We start from the raw sequence: 17,123 nt of genomic DNA on the forward strand, positions 1-17,123 counted from the left end.
GACATAGGATGAAGGACGTTCAATTCGGAAAAGGGGAATCGATGTCTGTTCGGAGTGGCACACCGCGTGCTCGTTTCAGCGCGCAGAACCGCATGCGCGCACTTCAATCAGACATCATGAACCTGATCCTGGATCGTCGGCTCTCCCCCGGTGATCCGATGCCCACCGAGGCGGAACTCTCCGAAGAACTGGGAATCGGCAGGAACACTCTGCGCGAGGCTCTCAAGGTTCTGCAGGCCTTGGGCGTCGTCGAAATCCGGCACGGTTTCGGAATGTTCGTCGCTCCGAGTAACTTCGACGCTCTGGCCGACGGCCTGACGTTCCGGGGCAGATTGTCACTTCAGGGCACCGGCCACGAAGCGATGGAATTGGTCGATATCCGTCAGGCTCTCGAAACCGGTCTGATCGGCGCCGCAATGGCAGAGATGACCACCGAGGACCACGACGCTCTCGACGAACTCGTCACAGGGATGGAAGTCCGCGCAGCAGCCGGAAAGAATTTCTCCGATATCGATGCGACTTTCCACAGCCGGTTGTATTCACCGCTCGACAATCAGGTGCTTGCACAATTGATGGATGTCTTCTGGCAGGTGTACAGCGAAATCCAGCAGGCAATCGGGCATTCGGATACACCGCTCGTCGATATAGCGTCGAAGCATCGCGCAATTCTCGACGCTATTCGTACCGGCGATGCCATCGAAGCTGCGCACACTCTCGACGTGCATTTCGGTGGTCTACGACAGCGGATCGGAAACCTGCACGCGAACACATCGACCTAGGACATTCAAGGCAGCATTGATCTTCGACACGGTATCTCCCATGCCGACAGATCTTGCGGCAAAATTACAAGTATGAAGAATCCGAACCTGACGCCATCGCGCATCCTCGCGTTGGTCGCCGCCGCTGCCCTGGTCATTTTCGTGATCGCCCGTCGTCGAGACGACGGCGGCGTGCTCAGTCGCGGAGAATGGCTGGCCGACAACGTCGGACCGGACGACTTGGCGGGCTGAAACAACAAAAGGCTCTCGGCCACTGTGGCCGAGAGCCTTTTGCTCTGTCTGCTATTTCATGGAGCTGCTATTTCATGGAGTCGAGACGCGCACGCGCATCTTCGAATCCGGAAACCAACTCCGCCATAACCTCGGCGACCGGACGGATCTCGTTCATCCGCCCCACGATCTGACCGACCGGCATTGCGACGACGTCAGGATTCTCCGACGCCGAAATACGTTGGTGCGCATCACTGACCAGAAGATTCTGCAACGGCATCGGCAACGCGTCGGGTGCGCCGGGCTTCGACCACGCTTCGGTCCACTTCGTCTTGAGCAACCGCGCCGGCTTGCCCGAATAGATCCGGGACCGAACGGTGTCCGCCGACGTCGCTTTCAGCAATGCACGTTGAATTGCCGACGGCCCCTCCCCTGACGCGCTGCCCAGTTTGTACTCCGACGTGGTGAGCCAGTACGAACCCATCCACACTCCGGACGCACCGAGCGCAAGAGCTGCAGCCACCTGTCGACCGCTTCCGATTCCGCCGGCAGCCAACACGGCCGCAGAGTCACCGAGGGCGTCGACGATTTCGGGAACCAGCACCATGGAGGCGATCTCACCGGTATGCCCGCCGGCTTCGTAGCCCTGGGCGATCACGATGTCGACGCCGTTCTCCACATGACGACGGGCATGTTCGACAGCACCGGCCAGCGCCGCGACCGGGACCCCCTTTGCATGAGCCTGATCGATGACATCTTTCGGCGGTGAACCAAGAGCATTGGCGATCAAGGCAATTCGATGCCCCAGAGCAACATCGACGTGCGAGCGGGCAACGGAGTGCAGCCAGCCCAACACACCAGTGGCATGTTCGACGTCGTCGGACAACGGCGGCACACCGAGCTCGTCGAGGGTGCGATCGACAAACGCGCGGTGCTCGGCCGGGATCAACTTGTCGAGATCGATCGCGCCGCCCTCGGTGGGAACCTTTGCGGGCATGACGATGTCGACGCCGTACGGCTTACCGTCGGTGTTCTCGTCCATCCAGGTCAGGGCAGCTTCGAGTTCTTCGGGATCGTTGAATCGCACGCAACCCAGGACTCCGAGTCCACCGGCGCGAGAGATCGCAGCCGCTACGTGCTCCGACGGCGTGAATCCGAAGATCGGGTATTCGATACCGAACTTGTCGGCAAGATCGGATCGCATCAGGCTTCCACGCTCTCTGCACTGTTTGCCTCGGGAGCACCGTTGCCGTTGTGGTCGTCGGCCTCACGGGATTCTGTTTCGGCCTTCGCCCACCGGTAGTCCGGCTTGCCTGCCGGGTTGCGCTTGATCTGGTCGACAAACCACACGCTGCGCGGAACCTTGTATCCGGCAATCTCTTTGCGTGCTGCTGTGGCGATGTCGTGCAGCGTCGGAGACGTACCTTCACGAACCTGAACCACCGCGGCAACTCGTTGCCCGAAACGCTCGTCCGGGACACCGACCACCAGCACGTCGAAGATGTCGGGGTGCGCCTTCAACGCGCCTTCGACCTCTTCCGGGTACACCTTCTCGCCGCCGCTGTTGATGGATACCGAACCACGTCCGAGCATCGTGACCGTGCCGTCGGCTTCGACCTGCGCGTAGTCGCCGGGAATCGAGTACCGAACACCATTGATGGTGCGGAACGTCTCGGCCGTCTTGACCTCGTCCTTGTAGTAACCGAGCGGGATGTTGCCCCTGCGCGCAAGCATGCCGCGCTGACCCGATCCCGGTTCGACCTCGTTGCCGTCGTCGCCGAGAACCGTTGTGGAGGCGTCGATCTTGACCGTCGGACCGCCAGTGTGCTTCTGCCCCTTGGAGAGAACCGCCAAGCCGCCGAAGCCGGTCTCCGACGCTCCGATGGAGTCCGTGAGCAGACGGTTGGGCAGCAGCTCCAGGAACTGCTCCTGAATGCTCGGCGAGAAGAGCGCCGCGCTGCTTGCCATGACGTACAGCGACGAAAGATCGTAAGGCTCACCCGTTTCCGGGTTTCCGGCTATCAACGCGTCGAGCATCGGTCGAGCCATCGCGTCGCCGGTGATGAAGATGAGGTTGACCTTGTGCTTGTCGATGTTCTGCCACACCTCGTGGGCGTCGAACTCAGGGTGCATCAAACAGGTTCCGCCGCCGAAGAGACTGTGGAACACCGCCGACTGCGAGCCGCCGTGGATCATCGGAGGAATCGGATAGCGAACCATGCTCGGGTTGGCGGCGCCGACCTTCGCCATCTCGTACTCGTCCTCGACCGCAACTCCGGTGACGAAGTTGATGCCACCACCGAGCACGCGCCACCAGTCTTCGTGGCGCCACATGACGCCCTTCGGGCTACCCGTCGTGCCGCCGGTGTAGAGCATGAAGATGTCGTCGTTGCTGCGATCCTCGAAATCGCGCTCGCCCGAACTCTGCGCCAGTGCGGCTTCGTACTCGATGCCGAACGACGAGTAGTCGCCGTCGGTGCCGTCTTCGATGACGACAACCGACTTGACGAGGGGCGCGTTCGGGAGAACGTTCTTGATCTTGTCTGCGTATCGACGCTCGGCGACCAGCGCAACCATGTCCGAATTGTCGAAGATGTATTGCAACTCGTTCTCGACGTAGCGGTAGTTGATGTTGACCATCACCGCCCGGATCTTGAAGATCGCGACCATGGCCTCGATTGCCTCGATGACATTGCGGCAGTAGATGCCGACCTTGTCACCCGGCTTCACGCCATGTTCGCGCAGGTAGTGACCGAGCCTGTTGGCGCGGTCCTCGAGTTGCGCGTACGTCACCTCCCGATCATCGGAGACCAGTGCAACCCGGTCCGGAACGAGGTCGATCGAGTGCTCTACGAAGTCTGCGATGTTAAGGGCCACGCCCTTCAAAGTAGAACGTGTTACCTTTTCTGGCAAGACCCAATTTGAGAGCCAGCTCACAGACGCCCCAGGAGCCATCAGTGTCCTCTACGACGACCGAAAAATCCGACACTTCGGAAACTGCACCGCACTGCCTCGTGGAGAAACGCGGTCACGTCCTGATCATCACCATGAATCGCCCCGAGCGGAAGAACGCCATCACCGGCGACATGATGGCGATCATGGTCGACGCCTGGGATCAGGTCGACAACGACCCAGACATCCGCGTCGCCGTCCTCACCGGAGCCGGGGGCGATTTCTGCGCCGGCGCCGACCTCAAGAACATGTCCGCCAAACCCCCGGGAGACGCCTTTGCCGGCGGCGGCGTCGACATGTCCAAAATCGAAGGTCTCCTCAAAGGCCGACGGCTCACCAAGCCCCTCATCGCAGCCGTCGAAGGCGCCGCCATCGCCGGCGGAACCGAAATCCTGCAAGGCACCGACATCCGTGTTGCCGGCGAAAGCGCCAAATTCGGAGTGTCCGAAGCCAAGTGGGGACTCTTTCCGCTCGGCGGTTCAGCAGTGCGCCTGGTCCGACAGATTCCGTACACCATCGCCGCGGATATTCTGCTCACCGGACGCCACATCAAAGCCCCGGAAGCCAAGGAAATCGGTCTCATCGGCCACGTCGTCCCGGACGGTCAGGCTCTCGACAAGGCACTCGAACTTGCCGACCTCATCTCCGCCAACGGACCTCTCGCAGTCCAGGCGATCCTCAAGACCATCCGCGACACCGAGGGCATGCACGAGGAAGAAGCCTTCCGCATCGACGCGGAGCTGGGCATGAAGGTCTTCATGAGCGCGGACGCAAAGGAAGGCCCCCGAGCCTTCGGCGAGAAGCGGGCGCCCAAGTTCAAGGGAGTCTGAGGCTCCTCCCACTCCCCTTTTCGAGCGAACGTACCTTTCGGCGCATCCAAGGCGACGAAAGGTACGTTCGCTTGGTCTGTTTCGGTCCACTTCGTCCCGCTTATGCTGATTCTGATCAGTTCATGACGGCGGACACTTGTGGTCGCGGACGAGAGCAAGCAAGCGCAAAATGTCTCTTGAGGTCGTCGATGACACGTTCAGGGTCGGTGCGCAGCGCGCTCGGCACCGTGGGAAGCACGATAATTCCGGCGTTTTGCATCCGCGTCCGACGCTCGACCGTGCGTTTGTAGTCCGTCGGCGACAAGTGCCACTCCAACGAATCGATGTCCCACGCGAATGCGACGGAGTCGATCCATCCATCCGGAATCGCGATGAATTTTCCGTCCGCGTCGCGTATCTCTTGGTTGAACAACATGTCGGGCAGACCACTTCGCTTCCACAATTCGCGCGCCTCGATTTCCGGGACGGAATGCAGATTGGCGTTCACCTCACGCAACACTGCCCGAGGAAGGGCGGACCCACGACAACTTCCCGCATCGAGTTCCTTGGCGAGTTCACGCACCGACGCATCACCTCGTTGAATGACCTCCGCAATCAGCGCCCGAGTAGGACCGATGCCCCTACATCGCCGGGCCGCGTCGAGCAGTGAACGCGGAAGCGGCGCACAACGCAGGCCGCTCCGCGTCTCTGGTTCAGGTAGCCGAATAGTGCGCTCCGCCACCACAAATCCGACCGACTGCGCACGTCGATGGATCGGTATCAGAACCTGCACGTCACCCGAATTGCTGCGATATCCGTACTCTGCCAATGCGGACCGACCCGTGAGCATCGCGTCGGCGCCACTGAACATCAGCGCGGCTACCGCCCGCTGCCGTGGGGTCGGCTGCCCGTTTCCGAGCATGATGACCCCGGGAAGTATCCGTTGCCACGGCCCGCCGGCTCGGCATCTGCCGTGAACGGCTGAGTTCGACACTCGTAGTCTCGCCAACTCCGACACTCGGATTACTCCGCTCGTGCTGGCTCGGTAAATCTCATCGGGGTCCCGCCCCCACTCGCCTCGACGCATGAGTGCAGCATGACGCACAAGTCACCCTCACCATCGACGGCGACCTGGGGTTTTACCGGCACCTGTGGATAACTTTCGCGGTGCGAAAGTGGCGTTGATCGCCTCAGATGCGCTGAAAGGTACGTTCGCTCAAAAAATGTCAGCCCCGCACCGCTGCCGCCAATTCCCGCACATGATCGGCGTCGCGACAGGTCACGAGGAGCATCGTGACGCCGGCCTCTTCCCAGCGCTTCACGCCGGCCCGAACTTCGTCGAGGTTGCCGATGATCATGGTCTCGGTGACCATTTCGTCGGGGACGACCGCCGCAGCTTCTTCCTTGCGACCGGACATGAAGAGCCGGCCGATCTCGTCGACCTCCTTCTCGTAACCCATGCGCTTGTAGACCTGGGCGTGAAAGTTCAACTCCGGTGCGCCCATTCCGCCCACGTAGAGGGCTGTCATGGGTTTGAGCTTGGCGATGGCTGCTGCGCGATCGTCCGTGACGATGACCTGGCAGGTGGCAGCTACCTCGAAGTCTTCACGGCTACGACGCGCTCCGGCGCGCGCGAATCCTTCGTCAAGCCACTTGTTGTACATCGGTGCGAGCCTCGGGGTGTAGTAGATGGCTAGCCAACCGTCGGCGATTTCGCCGGCGAGGGCAACATTCTTGGGTCCTTCGGCGCCGAGCCAAATGGGGATGTCGGCGCGCAATGGATGCGTAATCGCCTTGAGCGGCTTGCCAAGACCCGAACTTCCGGGCCCGTTGTACGGCAGCGGGTAGTGCGGTCCGGAGCTGGCGACGGGTTTTTCGCGAGCGAGGACCTGGCGGATGATGTCCACGTATTCACGGGTGCGCGCGAGCGGCTTTTCGAACGGTTGCCCGTACCACCCTTCGACAACCTGCGGCCCGGATACGCCGAGCCCCAGGATGGTCCGACCACCACTGAGATGATCGAGTGTGAGCGCGTGCATTGCGCAACTGGTGGGCGTGCGTGCAGAGATCTGGACGACGGACGTGCCCAACCGAAGGTTCTCTGTTCGCGATCCCCACCAGGCGAGTGGCGTGAAAGCGTCGGACCCCCAGGACTCCGCGGCGAAGACCGAATCGAAGCCCGCGTTCTCGGCTGCTTCGATCAGTTCCGGAGCGTTCGTGGGGGGCTGTGCGCCCCAGTATCCGAGTTGCAACCCAAGCTTCATCTTGCGCCTCCACGTCTCCGGTGATCAGAAGTGACCCTTGCCACAATCTCTAGAACCTGTTCTACTCGATCTTGTGACCATCGGAAAGAGCGGGGTGGCCGAAAAGCCACTGAGCGCACCACTGAATCTCCATTTCGACTACACCAGATCGACGGGGCCGACCATCGGCGCATTCGTAACTGCCTTGCGTGATCGCAAGGTGATCGGGGCGCGCGGGTCGAACGGTCGAGTTTTTGTGCCGCCACCCGAATTCGATCCGGATACCGCCGAACCACTCACAGACTTCGTCGGAGTGTCCGACGGCGGAACCGTCGTGAGTTGGTCGTGGATGCCGGAACCGATCGACGGGCAGCCGCTCACGAAGCCGTTCGCGTGGGCCCTCATCAAGCTCGACGGCGCAGACACCGCAATGCTTCACGCGGTCGACGTCGACTCCCCCAGCGCAATCAGCACCGGTATGCGAGTGCGCGCTCGGTGGGCGTCGGAGCGAGTCGGTCAGATCACGGACATCGAGTGCTTCGAGCCTGGCGAAAGCGAAAATGGTATCGCCTCAGTCGATTCGAGCGCGGATCCAGTCACAATGATCACGACGCCTATCGACTTGAACTTCATGCACTCCGCGTCGGCTGAGGAGAGCTTCTACCTCCGCGGGCTCGCCGAGGGCAAACTCATCGGCGGACGTAGCGGCCCGGGCGACAAGGTCTACATCCCCCCGCGCGGTGCCAACCCCACCAACGGATTTCCGACGAAGGAACAGATCGAACTACCGGACAAGGGCACTGTCACGACGTTCTGCATCGTCAACGTTCCGTTTCTCGGCCAGCGGATCAAGCCCCCGTACGTCGCGGCTTACGTGCTGCTCGATGGCGCGGACATTCCGTTCCTGCATCTGATCTTGGAATGCGACGCGGCCGACGTGCGCATGGGGATGCGCGTCGAGGCCAAGTGGAAGCCACGCGAGGAGTGGGGTTACACGCTCGAAAACATCGAATACTTCAGGCCGACCGGTGAACCCGACGCCGAGTACTCCACCTTCCAACACCACCTGTGAGGGCTTCTGACATGACTTCTGCAGACATCGCAGTGGTGGGCTTTGCACAAGCCCCGCACGTACGCGAGACCCACGGCACCACCAACGGCGTCGAAATGCTGGTCCCCTGTTTCCAGCAACTGTACAAAGACCTGGGAATCACCAAATCCGATATCGGTTTCTGGTGCTCGGGATCTTCCGATTATCTTGCCGGACGATCGTTTTCCTTCATCTCGGCTATCGACTCCATCGGTGCCGTTCCGCCCATCAACGAGTCCCACGTCGAGATGGACGCGGCCTGGGCGTTCTACGAGGCCTGGATCAAGATCTTGACGGGTGAGGTCGATACCGCACTCGTGTACGGCTTCGGCAAGTCGTCCGCAGGACACCTGCGCAAAATCCTCACCATGCAACTCGATCCTTATCTTGTTGCGCCACTGTGGCCCGACTCGGTATCCATTGCCGGACTGCAGGCACGACTCGGTATCGACGCAGGCAAGTGGACGCACGAGGATATGGCCGAGGTAACCGCTCGTAGCCGTCGTCACGCGATGAGCAATCCCAACGCGCAGCTCGCCGGCGAGGTCGATATCGAGGCTTTGCTTGCCAGTCCCTTCCTCGCAGATCCGTTGCGCGCCCACGATTGTGCGCCCATTACCGACGGAGCAGCCGCTATCGTTCTGGCATCCGGCACCCGCGCTCGTGACCTGTGCGAGCGCCCGGCCTGGATTTCCGGCATCGAACACCGCATCGACTCTCCGAACCTCGGAGCACGTGATCTCACGACATCACCGTCGACGGCATCCGCCGCGAAGGCTGCTACGGGCGGCGATGTCAGCAACATCGACATCGCCGAACTCCACGCACCGTTCAGCCATCAGGAACTGATCCTCAAAGAGGCAATCGGTCTCACGGATGCAACGACGATCAACCCGTCTGGTGGCCCACTGAGCGGCAACCCGATGTTTGCGGGTGGTCTCGAACGTATCGGTTACGCAGCGCAGGCAATTTGGGGAGGCCAGGCGAATCGCGCACTGGCCCATGCAACCAGCGGCCCAGTGCTGCAACAGAACCTGGTAGCAGTATTGGAGGGACGGAACTGATGGCCGGAACGCCACAACTCGCGGCCGTGCTCGGCACCGGCCAGACTCATTACGTCGCAAAGCGTCACGACGTGTCGATGGCCGGCTTGGTCCGCGAAGCGATCGACGCCGCGATGCTCGACGCACATGTCGGCTGGGACGACATCGACGCCGTGGTGATCGGCAAGGCCCCCGACTTGTTCGAGGGATCGATGATGCCGGAACTCGCCATGTCGGATGCTCTCGGCGCCAACGGGAAACCGTTGCTTCGTGTCCACACTGCCGGGTCTGTCGGTGGTTCGACAGCGATCGTGGCATCGAGCCTCGTCAAATCCGGAGTTCACAAACGGGTTCTGACGGTTTCGTGGGAGAAGCAGTCGGAGTCGAATGCGATGTGGGCACTGTCCACGCCGATTCCCTTCAACATGCCGGTCGGCGCCGGGGCCGGCGGTTACTTTGCGCCGCACGTCCGTTCGTATATCCGTCGCTCGGGGGCACCCTCGCACATCGGTGCCATTGTTGCCGCAAAAGACCGTCTCAACGGCAGCATCAACCCGTACGCGCACCTCAAGCAGCCCGATATCACCGTCGAATCCGTTCAGGCGTCACAAATGCTGTGGGATCCCATTCGCTACGACGAGACGTGCCCGTCCTCTGACGGCGCGTGCGCGCTGGTGATCGGCAACGAAGAGGCCGCCGCCGAGGTCGAGGCTCGAGGCCGTACCGTCGCGTGGATTCATGCAACGGCGATGCGCACCGAGCCGACAACCTACGCGGGTCGCGACCAGGTCAACCCCCAGGCCGGACGCGATGCTGCGGCAGCGCTCTGGAAGGCCGCCGGAATCACGGATCCGCTCAGCGAGATCGACTGCGCCGAAATCTATGTGCCGTTCTCCTGGTTCGAACCGATGTGGCTCGAGAACCTCGGATTTGCCGAGGAAGGACAGGGCTGGAAGCTCACCGAAGCCGGCGAAACAGCTATCGGCGGCAAGCTCCCCGTCAATCCGTCGGGCGGGGTTCTCTCGTCCAACCCGATCGGCGCGTCCGGCATGATTCGGTTTGCCGAATCCGCGATGCAGGTAATGCGCAGGGCAGGCGACCACCAGGTAGCCGATGCACGCAAGGCCCTCGGTCACGCGTACGGCGGTGGCTCACAGTACTTCGCGATGTGGGTCGTCGGCTCCGAACGCCCCACCACGTAAACACGCCAACCGTCGATCAGGGAGAAGTCGAGAATGAAGTACACCGTCGGGGTTGCGATGAACCCCTTGGATCAGCTGCCCGGTATCGCCAAAACCGCTGAAGAGTGCGGCTTTACGTCCATTGCATTGCCGGATTCACTGTTCTTCATGGAAACCCAGACGGCGGACTACCCGTACACGCCGGACGGGTCTCGGATGTGGACTGCCGAAACCCCCTGGGTCGATCCGCTGATCGCCGCCGCCGCGATGGGCGCTGTCACCGAAAAAATCGAGTTCTACACGCAGGTACTGAAGCTGGGTAGCCGTAATCCGGTGCTCCTCGCCCGCCAAGTGGGGTCCGTCGCCGCTTTGACGAACAACCGTTTCGGCTTCGGCGTCGGAATCGGCTGGGCTCCGGAAGAATTCGAGTGGTGTGGGGCTCCCTACGAGCGTCGCGGTGCCCGGGTAGACGAGATGATCGACGTCATCAAGCTGATCCTCGGCGGCGGTATGGTCGAGTACCACGGCGAGTTCTTCGATTTCGATCGCCTACAGATGAGTCCGACTCCCACCAAACCGGTTCCGTTCTACGTCGGTGGCCACACCGAGGTTGCTCTCAAGCGCGCGGCGCGGGTGGGTGACGGCTGGACGTCGGCGATGATCAAGTTCGACGATCTGGTCGGCGTCATCGCCAGACTGCGCGAACTGCGCGCCGAGTACGGCAAGGAGAACGAACCGTACGAGATCCAGACCGTATGCGTCGACCGGTTCGGAAAAGACGGCTACGCCGAACTCGAGGACGCCGGTGTCACCGACATCATCACGGTTCCTTGGGTTTTCGACGGCATCGGCTTCGACGCACCACTCGAGGCAAAACAGGATTCCATGCGCAGGTTCGCCGAGAAATACATTCAGTGAGGGAAACGATGACCACCGAACATCCCGCCCGTGTAGCGGGCAATGCATCGCGGGCAGCGGCAAGTGGGAAGAACAAGGAAGCCTGGCTGGATCTCTTTGCCGAGGACGGCTGGGTCGAAGATCCCGTCGGCCCGTCGGGCTTCGATCCCGAGGGCAAAGGCCATCACGGCCGCGAAGCCATTTCCAAGTTCTACGACATGACGATCGCCACGACGGAGTCGCTCGAATTCCTCATCGACGATTCCCTGGTGTGCGGTAACGAGAACGTCAACATCGGGAAGATTCGGAGCACGGTTGGTGGCATGGTCGTCGATGCGGAAGGCGTGTTTGTCTACCGCGTCAACGACGAGGGCAAAATCCAGTCACTTCGCGCATTCTGGGAAGTGGAGCGCGCCATGAAAACAGCTCGCAAAGCCTGACCGAACAAAACGATCAAGTGAGGGCTCCGGTCATATTGACCGGAGCCCTCACTGTTGCGTCGGATTCACGAAAATGGTTTCCTGGTTCTTATCGTCGCGTGTCGATGGCGGACTGCGCCAGGCATGGAGGCGTCGTACCCCAAGGGTTCTTCAATGACCATTTCGTTCAATCACACCATCATCGCCGCAAAAGACCGACAAGAGTCTGCGTGGTTCTTCACTCACATGTTCGGTCTTCCGGATCCTGTGCCGGCCGGATACTTCCTCTCCGTCGAACTCGAGCACGGAGTAATGCTGGACTACGCGCAGGTCGACGAAGGCGCTGAGATTTCACCGCAGCACTACGCATTCCTGGTATCCGAGAACGACTTCGACGGAATCTACCAGCGGATACTCGATCTGAGACTCGATCATTGGGCCGATCCGCGGAAATCGAGCACCGGCTTCAACACCAATGACGGTGGGCGCGGTGTCTACTTCCTCGACCCGTCGGGGCACTTCCTGGAAGCCATCACAAAACCGTACGGGGGCTGAAACAACCCGCCCCCGGAACTACAAACGGTGGCGCCTGCGGGAGATGAGGGATCCCACAGACGCCACCGTAGTTCCAAGTAGCCAGCTAGTGGCTCCTCAGAACGTCAACTGTAGTTCTGTGCAGTCGAAAGCGCAGCGCCAACCTTCGATTCCGTACACATACCTACATACACATACTTACCTGCCGGTTACCCTCTCAGTATAGGGCTGGTTCAGTGTTTGACCGGACAGCCGCCGGTCTTGTAATCAACCTGAAACTCTTTGATGCCGTTGAGCCAGCCCGAGCGCAGACGACGAGGATCTCCGAGCCGGCTGATGTCGGGAAGATGATCGGCGATCGCGTTGAAGATCAAGTCGATTTCGAGGCGAGCCAGATTCGCGCCGACGCAGTAGTGCGCACCGGTGCCGCCGAATCCGAGGTGCGGATTGGGGTCGCGCATGATGTCGAACTTCGTCGGGTTCTCGAAGACGTCTTCATCGAAGTTGGCCGACGCGTACATCATCACGACGCGATCACCCTTCTTGATCTGCTGTCCACCGAGCTCGGTGTCCTCGAGAGCGGTGCGCTGGAAGGACGTGACCGGCGTGGCCCAACGAACGATCTCGTCGGCAGCCGTCTTGGGACGCTCCTTCTTGTACAGCTCCCACTGGTCGGGATTGTCCAGGAACGCCACCATGCCATGTGTGATCGCATTGCGAGTGGTCTCGTTTCCCGCGACCGCAAGAAGGATCACGAAGAAGCCGAATTCCTCAGGGGAGAGCTCATTTCCGTCGATGTCAGCTTCGATGAGCTTGGTGACGATGTCATCGGCGGGACACTTCTTGCGCTGATCCGCCATCTGGTACGCGTACCCGAGAATCTCCATCGACGCGGCCTGCGGATCGATGTCGAACTCCGGGTCGTCGTACGACGTCATCTGGTTGGACCAGTCGAAGAGCTTCATACGGTCTTCCTGCGGCACACCGAGAAGCTCGGCAATCGCCTGCAACGGAAGTTCCGACGCCACCTGAGTGACGAAGTCTCCGGCACCACTCTCGGCAGCGGTCTTCACGATCTGCTCGGCACGCTCGGTCAGTTCGTCGCGCAGGCTGTTGATCGCTCGCGGCGTGAACCCGCGCGAAATCAGCTTGCGGAGTTTGGTGTGCTCGGGAGCATCCTTGTTGATCAGGATGAATCGCTGCATTTCGACGTTCTCACGCGGGATGTCGTCGGCAAAACGCGGGATCGCGGTGTTCTCGTGGGTCGAGAAGATGTCACTGCGCTGCGAGACGTCCTTGACCTCTTCATGCCGAGTGACCACCCAGTAGCCCTCGTCCTGGAACCCGCCGATCTCCGGCGGCTGCGGATTCCACCACACGGGAGCGGTCTTACGCAGCTGAGCAAATTCCTCGAAAGGCATCCGCTCTGCGTAGATGTCGGGGTCCGTGAAGTCGATCCCCTTGGGGATTGCGGGCTGTGCCACTGATGTCTCCTGCCATGAGCCTTTTCATCACCGAGGTGATGACCATCCGTAATGTGGAACACGTTCTACTTACATTGAAACACAAGCCTGCTTACTAGGAAAGGAAACAGTAGACACCTCTTGCTTCTTGCTAAGAACTTGTTCTACTTTTTCAATACAAGGAAAGGAACCCACCGTGGGCACACCAGTAATCGTCGAGGCCGTCCGCACACCGATCGGTAAGCGTGGAGGCTGGCTCGCCGGCCTGCACGCTGCCGAAATTCTCGGAGCTGCTCAGAAGGGTCTTCTCGATCGCTCGGGAATCGACCCGATGTTGATCGAGCAGGTGATCGGCGGCTGCGTCACCCAAGCCGGCGCACAGTCCAACAACATCACCCGCACCGCATGGCTGCACGCCGGACTGCCATGGCAGACCGGTGCCACAACCGTCGACTGCCAGTGTGGATCCGCTCAGCAGGCCAATCATCTGATCGCCGGCTTGATCTCCACCGGCGCGATCGACGCCGGAATCGCCTGCGGCATCGAAGCGATGAGCCAGGTCCCGCTTGGGGCCAATGTCGGAACTCTCGCCGGACCACGCCGTCCCGCCACCTGGGACATCGACATGCCCGACCAGTTCGGAGCCGCCGAGCGCATCGCACGTCGCCGCGGACTGACCCGTGAGGACCTCGAAGCTCTCGGCGTCCGCTCCCAGGCCCTCGCCAAGCAGGCCTGGGAAGAAGGCCGCTTCGACCGCGAGGTGCTCGAACTGTCCGCACCCCAGGTCGACAAGGAAGGCAACCTGACCGGCGAGACCAAGCTGGTCAATCGCGATCAGGGTCTGCGTGACACGACGGCCGAGTCCCTGGCTCGGTTGAAGCCGGTCATGGAGGGCGCAATCCACACTGCCGGAACGTCTTCGCAGATCTCCGACGGTGCAGCTGCCGTCCTGCTCATGGACGAGGACAAGGCCCGCGCTCTCGGCTTGAAGCCACGCGCCCGCATCGTCGCGCAGGCCCTCGTCGGATCCGAACCCGAGTTCCACCTCGACGGTCCGGTTCAGGCCACGACCCGCGTACTCGAGAAGAGCGGCATGAAGATCGGCGATCTCGATCTGTTCGAGGTCAACGAGGCCTTCGCTTCGGTTGCACTGTCCTGGGCGCAGGTTCACGGACCGGATTTCGACAACGTCAACGTCAACGGCGGCGCGCTTGCACTCGGCCATCCGGTCGGCAGCACCGGTTCGCGGCTGATCACGACGGCTCTGCACGAACTCGAGCGGCGCGACGGTTCGACTGCGTTGATCACGATGTGCGCGGGCGGCGCACTGGCAACCGGCACGATCATCGAGCGCATCTGACATGAGTACTCCCCCAGCTAAACCCAAGGGACTCGACGCTCCGGTGACAGTCACGATCATCAAGTGGATGTCGAAAGCCAACGTCGCGATGTATCGGGCGACCGACGGAATGCTGGGCAGCAAGTGGCGGGTCGGCAGCGCGTTTCCACGCGGGCTGCCGATCTGCCTGCTCACAACCACTGGCCGAAAGTCGGGCGAGGAACGGATCAGTCCGCTGCTTTTTCTCGAGGACGACGACAACGTGATTCTGGTGGCGTCACAAGGCGGTCTGCCGAAGAACCCGATGTGGTACCTCAACGTCAAGGCCGATCCTGTGGTGACCGTCCAGATCAAGTCGCGCGTGCAGTCGATGAAAGCTCGTGTCGCCACAGACGAGGAACGCGCCCGACTCTGGCCCAAACTGGTCGCGATGTACGCAGACTTCGACAATTACCAAGCCTGGACGGATCGGGTTATCCCGGTCGTCGTCTGTGAGCCGCTCGCAAACAAGTGAACAACTTGTTTACAACGAAGTGTTTACATTGCCAACGGATCGTGCAAACCTGAAAAGCATGACCGATGACCCATTTCGACCGATCGAGCCCGGCCGTGAGCGCGCACATCGCGAGTACGCCGGGCTCTTTCGCATCAACGAACGCCACGGATCAACAGAGGGCCAACGCGCCAGGCAATCCCTCCCCCACATGCTCGAACCGTACGGCGCGATCCGCGTCGTCGGCGGCCTCGCCGCGGGCAGCAGCACACGCGAACCCGGTGAACCGGACGTCGACGACGCCGACATCATGGCCGCCTTGAGTCTCATCCCCAAGGCTCGCGCCGAAATGGACCAGGACGAAGCGCTCTTCCTCGCGCTCGCACGCAAACGCGGAATGACGTGGCAGGACATCGCGTTCGGACTCGGGCTCGGCAGCACCCAGGCTGCACGTCAGCGCTACGAACGGCTCGTCCGCCGCACCACAGGCTGAACACGTGCCATAACGTGCAAGGTGGAGCACTATTGACCAGTACGGTCCGCACGGCAATCGTTTGTAGCCTCGAACAACGTAGCCTCGAACAGCAAGGAGTCGCATTTATGACGACGCACATTCAAGATCAGATCCTGGACCGTCGCGAGCTCACCGCCGCACTTGTTCGCGCCTTGGAACGCCGACACGAGGTCCTGGACGCCGTTGTCGACAGCGCCGATCATCAGGCAGCAGTCGCGACGGTTGCAGAACTGCTCGGGACGTCGGAGTCCAACGCGGAAGCCGTGTTGGGCCTCAAGTTCAGCGCACTGACCAAGGCGGCACGCGACCGTATCCAGGGCGAACTCGAGAACCTCGACGCCACCTTGGAATGGACCGCCGTGGATCGCCCCGCAAGCAGCGGCGCGAACTTCAACCTGCGCCCGTTCACCGACAGCACCGACGATGCCGCACTGTTCGCAGAACGCTCCACGGAGCAGTTCGACGACGGCGGCGCTCCGTGGGCTTCGGATCGCGTCGAATCGGAGCGCGCTGCAGGCTTGGGGCGGATCGACGACGAAAGCGCGGCTTGGTTTGTCGCCGAGGATCTTTCGCCTGATACCCCGAAGAGTGTCGGCCTGGTTTTCGGTGAGCTCACCGATCAGGAAGTGAACGTCGCGATCTGGATCGCTCCGCAGGCACGGAAGAAGGGCTACGGCACCGCGTGCATCAAGCACGCTCGCCGCGAACTTGCAGCCGAGTTCCCCGGCACTGTTCTGGTGGTTCGGGCGAAGGCTTAGCGGTAAGCCCCTGTGCGCCTTTTTGGTAGTGGTCGCTACCAAAAAGGCGCACAGGGCCGAAGGCCCTACCGCGCATACATGATCACGCCAACCCCGACCAGGCAGATCAGCGCGCCGGCGATATCGAAACGGTCAGGGCGGAAGCCGTCCATCACCACTGCCCACAGCAAGGATCCAGCGACAAATATGCCGCCGTACGCGGCCAGGATTCGACCGAAGTTCGCGTCGGGCTGCATCGTCGCGACCAGCCCGTACAGGCCGAGTGAGATCACGCCGAGGCCGACCCAGATCCAGCCTTTGTTCTCGCGAATTCCCTGCCACACCAGCCAGGCTCCACCGATTTCGAGTACGGCGGCAAGAACGAACAGCAGAAGCGAACGAGCAACGGTCATGCCCAGA

General features: G+C 61.4%; 19 protein-coding genes. 13 read left to right on the forward strand and 6 right to left on the reverse strand.

All coding sequences use genetic code 11. The features are described 5' to 3' along the window. Positions 1–41 precede the first annotated feature (41 nt). Complete coding sequence (locus EEB13_RS25125; protein WP_141486504.1) at positions 42–779, forward strand: FadR/GntR family transcriptional regulator; 738 nt, start codon at positions 42–44, stop codon at positions 777–779. Positions 780–851: 72 nt separating this feature from the next. After that, entirely contained in the window at positions 852–1,010 is a 159-nt protein-coding gene (locus tag EEB13_RS31660) for a hypothetical protein (protein ID WP_165826328.1), read from the forward strand. A 67-nt stretch (positions 1,011–1,077) separates the two neighbouring features. Here the strand turns inward: EEB13_RS31660 and EEB13_RS25130 are convergent, their stop codons facing one another. Further along, positions 1,078–2,193 (reverse strand): NAD(P)H-dependent flavin oxidoreductase, encoded by a 1,116-nt coding sequence (locus EEB13_RS25130; protein WP_033232313.1) that lies wholly within the window; start codon positions 2,191–2,193, stop codon positions 1,078–1,080. Then, positions 2,193–3,866, reverse strand: a complete 1,674-nt coding sequence (locus EEB13_RS25135; protein WP_045068668.1) for an acyl-CoA synthetase — start codon at positions 3,864–3,866, stop codon at positions 2,193–2,195. The genes EEB13_RS25130 and EEB13_RS25135 overlap by 1 nt, the downstream gene beginning before the upstream one ends. An 80-nt stretch (positions 3,867–3,946) precedes the next feature. On the opposite strand from EEB13_RS25135, the gene EEB13_RS25140 reads away from it, so the two are divergent. Next, positions 3,947–4,771 (forward strand): crotonase/enoyl-CoA hydratase family protein, encoded by an 825-nt coding sequence (locus tag EEB13_RS25140; RefSeq protein ID WP_033232316.1) that lies wholly within the window; start codon positions 3,947–3,949, stop codon positions 4,769–4,771. Positions 4,772–4,886: 115 nt separating this feature from the next. On the opposite strand, the gene EEB13_RS25145 is transcribed toward EEB13_RS25140, so the two are convergent. After that, positions 4,887–5,837 carry a hypothetical protein gene (locus EEB13_RS25145; protein WP_045069691.1) on the reverse strand — a complete coding sequence of 317 codons (951 nt, stop codon included), beginning with the start codon at positions 5,835–5,837 and terminating at the stop codon, positions 4,887–4,889. Between the two features lie 139 nt (positions 5,838–5,976). Further along, the gene (locus EEB13_RS25150) at positions 5,977–7,014 is read right to left on the reverse strand and encodes an LLM class F420-dependent oxidoreductase (protein ID WP_045068664.1); all 1,038 of its coding nucleotides are present in this window, start codon (positions 7,012–7,014) and stop codon (positions 5,977–5,979) included. 73 nt (positions 7,015–7,087) lie between these two features. Between EEB13_RS25150 and EEB13_RS25155 the strand changes: the two genes are divergently transcribed. From EEB13_RS25155 to EEB13_RS25180, 6 genes are all read left to right on the forward strand, one after another. Beyond that, entirely contained in the window at positions 7,088–8,065 is a 978-nt protein-coding gene (locus tag EEB13_RS25155; protein ID WP_187328623.1) for a Zn-ribbon domain-containing OB-fold protein, read from the forward strand. An 11-nt stretch (positions 8,066–8,076) separates the two neighbouring features. Next, positions 8,077–9,147: a thiolase domain-containing protein gene (locus tag EEB13_RS25160; RefSeq protein WP_033232319.1), complete on the forward strand. Its 1,071-nt coding sequence runs from the start codon at positions 8,077–8,079 to the stop codon at positions 9,145–9,147. Beyond that, positions 9,147–10,328: a thiolase domain-containing protein gene (locus tag EEB13_RS25165; protein ID WP_033232320.1), complete on the forward strand. Its 1,182-nt coding sequence runs from the start codon at positions 9,147–9,149 to the stop codon at positions 10,326–10,328. The genes EEB13_RS25160 and EEB13_RS25165 overlap by 1 nt, the downstream gene beginning before the upstream one ends. Before the next feature lie 33 nt (positions 10,329–10,361). Beyond that, positions 10,362–11,225, forward strand: coding sequence for a TIGR03619 family F420-dependent LLM class oxidoreductase (locus EEB13_RS25170; protein ID WP_033232321.1), 864 nt, complete (start codon positions 10,362–10,364; stop codon positions 11,223–11,225). A gap of 8 nt (positions 11,226–11,233) precedes the next feature. After that, positions 11,234–11,644 (forward strand): nuclear transport factor 2 family protein, encoded by a 411-nt coding sequence (locus EEB13_RS25175; protein ID WP_033232322.1) that lies wholly within the window; start codon positions 11,234–11,236, stop codon positions 11,642–11,644. Between the two features lie 153 nt (positions 11,645–11,797). Beyond that, complete coding sequence (locus tag EEB13_RS25180) at positions 11,798–12,178, forward strand: VOC family protein (RefSeq protein ID WP_172935812.1); 381 nt, start codon at positions 11,798–11,800, stop codon at positions 12,176–12,178. A gap of 212 nt (positions 12,179–12,390) precedes the next feature. Here EEB13_RS25180 and EEB13_RS25185 read toward each other — a convergent pair whose 3' ends face one another. Next, positions 12,391–13,641: a cytochrome P450 gene (locus EEB13_RS25185; protein WP_116102293.1), complete on the reverse strand. Its 1,251-nt coding sequence runs from the start codon at positions 13,639–13,641 to the stop codon at positions 12,391–12,393. A gap of 175 nt (positions 13,642–13,816) precedes the next feature. On the opposite strand from EEB13_RS25185, the gene EEB13_RS25190 reads away from it, so the two are divergent. The 4 genes from EEB13_RS25190 to EEB13_RS25205 all read left to right on the forward strand — a co-directional run bounded on the left by EEB13_RS25190 (position 13,817) and on the right by EEB13_RS25205 (position 16,724). Beyond that, a complete protein-coding gene (locus tag EEB13_RS25190; protein WP_045068661.1) occupies positions 13,817–14,980 on the forward strand; it encodes a steroid 3-ketoacyl-CoA thiolase in 1,164 nt (387 codons plus the stop codon). A 1-nt stretch (position 14,981) separates the two neighbouring features. Continuing rightward, positions 14,982–15,473: a nitroreductase family deazaflavin-dependent oxidoreductase gene (locus tag EEB13_RS25195; RefSeq protein WP_033232325.1), complete on the forward strand. Its 492-nt coding sequence runs from the start codon at positions 14,982–14,984 to the stop codon at positions 15,471–15,473. A 58-nt stretch (positions 15,474–15,531) separates the two neighbouring features. Then, positions 15,532–15,945 (forward strand): hypothetical protein, encoded by a 414-nt coding sequence (locus tag EEB13_RS25200; protein ID WP_033232327.1) that lies wholly within the window; start codon positions 15,532–15,534, stop codon positions 15,943–15,945. Positions 15,946–16,052: 107 nt separating this feature from the next. After that, positions 16,053–16,724: a GNAT family N-acetyltransferase gene (locus EEB13_RS25205; RefSeq protein ID WP_141486505.1), complete on the forward strand. Its 672-nt coding sequence runs from the start codon at positions 16,053–16,055 to the stop codon at positions 16,722–16,724. Positions 16,725–16,789: 65 nt separating this feature from the next. Here EEB13_RS25205 and EEB13_RS25210 read toward each other — a convergent pair whose 3' ends face one another. Continuing rightward, positions 16,790–17,116 carry a YnfA family protein gene (locus tag EEB13_RS25210; protein WP_033232329.1) on the reverse strand — a complete coding sequence of 109 codons (327 nt, stop codon included), beginning with the start codon at positions 17,114–17,116 and terminating at the stop codon, positions 16,790–16,792. Between the last annotated feature and the right edge of the window lie 7 nt (positions 17,117–17,123).

This window comes from Rhodococcus sp. WS3, assembly GCF_003797085.1.
In the GTDB taxonomy this organism is placed as follows: domain Bacteria; phylum Actinomycetota; class Actinomycetes; order Mycobacteriales; family Mycobacteriaceae; genus Rhodococcus_F; species Rhodococcus_F globerula.

Bases quoted from the DNA above. Each gene is read 5' to 3' on its own strand.
- EEB13_RS25125 (WP_141486504.1), top strand. From the start codon at position 42: ATGTCTGTTCGGAGTGGCACACCGCGTGCTCGTTTCAGCGCGCAGAAC.
- EEB13_RS25130 (WP_033232313.1), bottom strand. From the start codon at position 2,193: ATGCGATCCGATCTTGCCGACAAGTTCGGTATCGAATACCCGATCTTC.
- EEB13_RS25170 (WP_033232321.1), top strand. From the start codon at position 10,362: ATGAAGTACACCGTCGGGGTTGCGATGAACCCCTTGGATCAGCTGCCC.
- EEB13_RS25145 (WP_045069691.1), bottom strand. From the start codon at position 5,837: ATGCGTCGAGGCGAGTGGGGGCGGGACCCCGATGAGATTTACCGAGCC.
- EEB13_RS25195 (WP_033232325.1), top strand. From the start codon at position 14,982: ATGAGTACTCCCCCAGCTAAACCCAAGGGACTCGACGCTCCGGTGACA.
- EEB13_RS25165 (WP_033232320.1), top strand. From the start codon at position 9,147: ATGGCCGGAACGCCACAACTCGCGGCCGTGCTCGGCACCGGCCAGACT.
- EEB13_RS25200 (WP_033232327.1), top strand. From the start codon at position 15,532: ATGACCGATGACCCATTTCGACCGATCGAGCCCGGCCGTGAGCGCGCA.
- EEB13_RS25160 (WP_033232319.1), top strand. From the start codon at position 8,077: ATGACTTCTGCAGACATCGCAGTGGTGGGCTTTGCACAAGCCCCGCAC.
- EEB13_RS25175 (WP_033232322.1), top strand. From the start codon at position 11,234: ATGACCACCGAACATCCCGCCCGTGTAGCGGGCAATGCATCGCGGGCA.
- EEB13_RS25180 (WP_172935812.1), top strand. From the start codon at position 11,798: ATGACCATTTCGTTCAATCACACCATCATCGCCGCAAAAGACCGACAA.
- EEB13_RS25205 (WP_141486505.1), top strand. From the start codon at position 16,053: ATGACGACGCACATTCAAGATCAGATCCTGGACCGTCGCGAGCTCACC.
- EEB13_RS31660 (WP_165826328.1), top strand. From the start codon at position 852: ATGAAGAATCCGAACCTGACGCCATCGCGCATCCTCGCGTTGGTCGCC.
- EEB13_RS25210 (WP_033232329.1), bottom strand. From the start codon at position 17,116: ATGACCGTTGCTCGTTCGCTTCTGCTGTTCGTTCTTGCCGCCGTACTC.
- EEB13_RS25150 (WP_045068664.1), bottom strand. From the start codon at position 7,014: ATGAAGCTTGGGTTGCAACTCGGATACTGGGGCGCACAGCCCCCCACG.